At 48.7% G+C, this 3692-nt stretch carries 2 protein-coding genes; one reads left to right on the plus strand and one right to left on the minus strand.

The window, feature by feature from the left end; translation table 11 throughout:
- Positions 1–359 precede the first annotated feature (359 nt).
- Complete coding sequence (asd, locus tag BZJ18_RS16790) at positions 360–1481, minus strand: aspartate-semialdehyde dehydrogenase (protein WP_077458486.1); 1122 nt, start codon at positions 1479–1481, stop codon at positions 360–362.
- Positions 1482–2026: 545 nt separating this feature from the next.
- Between asd and nhaC the strand changes: the two genes are divergently transcribed.
- Positions 2027–3454: a Na+/H+ antiporter NhaC gene (gene nhaC, locus BZJ18_RS16795; protein ID WP_077458484.1), complete on the plus strand. Its 1428-nt coding sequence runs from the start codon at positions 2027–2029 to the stop codon at positions 3452–3454.
- The last annotated feature ends 238 nt before the right edge of the window (positions 3455–3692 follow it).

Genomic DNA, 3692 nt, shown 5'->3' on the forward strand with positions numbered 1-3692 from the left:
AGCGTTAGTGGTGAGCTATCTAAGAAAATGAGCGTTAGTGGTGAGCTATCTAAGAAAATGTGGCTTTAACATGGCGGATATAAGGCAAATACTGGCTTCTATCCGCCAATTTAGGCGTTGGTCGGTAACGACCACTCTCTAACAAAAAATATCGCGATCGCGGCCTACGGCCGCTTATCAAAAAGAACCCCGCCTAAAAAGGCGGGGTTCGTCAGCAATCTGAAGGCGATAATCGCCTCCTTTTTTGTGGTTCATGTTCATCATTACACAATGGCTAAAGCTCACCGGCGACGACCATTAAATGATGGGCAATAAAAAGCCGCCCAAATAGGCGGCTTGGTTTGGCGAAATAGCCATCATTAATCTTGCGCGGTTTCCGCTAAGATAATGCGCAGCGAGCGACGCAGTGGCTCAGCCGCCCCCCAAAGCAGTTGGTCACCCACCGTAAAGGCGTTGAGGAAATCATCACCCATTGCCAGTTTACGTAGGCGGCCTACCGGGATCGATAACGTGCCTGTCACCTTCGCTGGGCTCAAGTCAGTCATGGTCACTTCACGTTCATTAGGTACCACTTTCACCCAATCATTGTGCGAACCAATCATCTCTTCGATTTCATCCATTGGTACTGCTTTTTTCAGCTTCACCGTTAAGGCTTGGCTGTGACAACGCATTGCACCAATACGTACGCAAGTGCCATCGATAGGGATTGGATTGTCTTGTAGACCTAAGATTTTGTTGGTTTCAACAGTCGCTTTCCACTCTTCCTTGCTCTGACCATTATCACGTTTCACATCAATCCAAGGGATCAGTGAGCCCGCTAGTGGCACGCCAAAGTTATCGGCAGGGAAATCATCGGAGCGAAGGGTCTGGGCGACTTTACGGTCGATGTCGAGAATCGAGGTCGCGGGACTGGCCAGATCGGTGTTAACCGCATCATTAATCACACCCATTTGACTGATCAGCTCGCGCATATGCTTCGCGCCAGAGCCAGACGCGGCTTGATAGGTTTGTGCCGTCATCCACTCGACTAAACCTGATTGGTAAAGACCGCCTAGGCCCATTAGCATTAAGCTAACGGTGCAGTTACCGCCCACAAACGTGCGTGTACCGCCGTGGATCCCCGCTTGAATCTGTTTAAAGTTAATCGGATCCAAGGTGATGATACTATCATCTGCCATTCGCAATGATGAGGCTGCATCAATCCAGTAGCCTTTCCAGCCAGCTTGACGCAACTTAGGATAAACCGCGTTGGTGTAATCCCCGCCTTGGCAGGTGATAATAGCATCTAGGGTTTTGAGGGCATCAATGTCGTAAGCATCTTTAAGCATGCCCGCATCTTTGCCGAAATTCGGGGCCGCGATGCCAACTTGTGAGGTGCTGAAGAAGACAGGCTCAATATGGTCAAAGTCTTTTTCTTCTACCATACGCTGCATCAGCACAGATCCCACCATGCCACGCCAGCCAATTAAACCTACTCGCATCATAATTTCACACTCCATGTTGTGTGACTGAACCAAACGCTTAACCAGATAAGCACGGTTCGGTCAGTGAAAAAACGCTTTTGATACTAACACGTCGATTTACGATAGTCAGGTCAAGGTCGTTAACTGTTCAATTCCTCATCAAACCAAAGGAATCCAGACAGACGTGTATGAAGACATTTAACGTATGCACGACGAAAAAACACACAATCAGCAACAAAATGAAAACTGTATTTTAATCAATTTAAAACCAAGTCTTTCCCTAGGTTTAACCTGGATACGGTAATCGCAACCTAATTCGCGGAAGACTCACATTACTGGCAAAAATGTTTCCCATCTCTTTGTGGTGTTAGCTAGAGTATGTCGCCTCACAAACGGAATAGGATACTGACACACGGAGAGTGATGTGAGTTTAGCCCTGGTTAAAGGGGGTAAATTGCGCAGGGAGTAGTCGCGTTATCACATTAGGTCCACCTTCCAATAATGATGTCGATACGTTCGCCCCACGGCTTTGCAAGGAGTGCGACGTGAAGAAGGTTAAGGTTATGACAACACAACAAGCAAGACTGCCATCAGTCTTTCAAGTGATTCTCTCGCTCGGTATATTTCTCGCGCTAGCGTTTTCATTTACGGCAAAACTCGATCTCCCGATCCAATTGGCCCTGTTTATCGGCTGGTTCGTGATCATGGTATTAGGCCTAAAACTCGGTCATCAATATAAAGACCTTGAGGCTGCTGCCACGAAAGGGATCTCAAATGGTTTAGGCGCTGTGCTTATTCTGCTTTCGGTCGGTGCCTTAGTCGGTACATGGATTGCAGGTGGTATCGTTCCAACCATTATCTTCTATGGTCTAAAAGCAATTCACCCTTCTATTTTCCTTCTTGCGACCATGTTGATTTGTTCCCTCACCGCATTGGCTACCGGAACCTCTTGGGGCTCGGCAGGTACAGCCGGCATCGCCATGATGGGCATTGGACAAGGGTTGGGTATTCCTGCCCCCATGACCGCAGGCGCCGTGCTTTCTGGTTGTTACTTTGGTGACAAAATGTCGCCGCTCTCAGATTCGGTCATTTTGGCCTCATCAATGTCAGGCGTTGAGATCGTTGAGCACATTAAAGGCATGCTGCCTATTGCACTTATCAGCTACATCATCACCGGCATCCTCTTTACCGCTGTAGGGTGGCACTACGCCGGCAACGTGGACATGGGCCAAGTTGAGACCGTGATGTTGGCCATGGAAGATCAATTTGTGATCACGCCGCTCTCTTTCATTCCAGTTTTGGCGGTATTGGTATTGCTTGCGATGCGTCTACCCTCGTTCCCTGTAATTAGCTTTGGCTCGTTACTGGGTATTGTATGGGCTGTGATGCTGCAAGACATGACTCCCGTGCAGGCAATCAACACCGCGTGGGCGCCTTTTCACATCTCCTCGGGCGTCGATTTTATTGATGCCATCTTAAACCGTGGCGGCATGGAATCGATGCTGGGCTCGGTTGCGGTGATCGTGTTTGGTCTTGGTTTCGGCGGATTGCTGGAAAAAGTTGGCGTTTTACATACCATCGCAAATCTGTTTGAGCGTCGCGTTAACAGCGCAGGTAGCCTCGCCACCTCAACCATTGGTACGGCGTTTATGGGGAACATTTTTGGCTCAGCGATGTATGTATCACTGATTCTGACACCAAAAATCTGTGCCAAAAACTACGACCGCTTAGGTTATCAACGCAAAAACCTATCACGAAATGCTGAGTTCGGCGGCACGCTGACATCAGGCATGGTGCCGTGGAGTGACAATGGTATCTACATGGCCAGCATTCTGGGTGTTGCAACCCTGTCTTACGCCCCGTTCATGTGGTTAAGCTTTGTGTGTATCGCTGTCACCATCGTAACCAGCCACATGGGATGGTCTGTTGACAAAGTAGATGACAAACAAACTGCGGCGGAAACCATAACGCCTGCAGCAGAGAAAGCATAATCTTTTTGCCTCGCGGCGAAGCACGCTCGCCGCGAGCAATCTGAAGATAAAGAAGGCGCCGAATCGGCGCCTTCAGACTGCTGACAAAGGTCTAGCTTTCGAGCTAGACCTTTGATCTAATAGGAGTGTCGCAATAGGGATGCTCCGGTATGCTTCAAGAACCTTCTCCACACCAATATGAACTTGAAATGGTGACGATGGAACAACTTGTTCCCAAAGACCATCTTGTTCGTAAAAT

It is taken from the genome of Salinivibrio sp. IB872, from assembly GCF_001995345.1.
GTDB classification, from domain to species: Bacteria; Pseudomonadota; Gammaproteobacteria; order Enterobacterales; family Vibrionaceae; genus Salinivibrio; species Salinivibrio proteolyticus.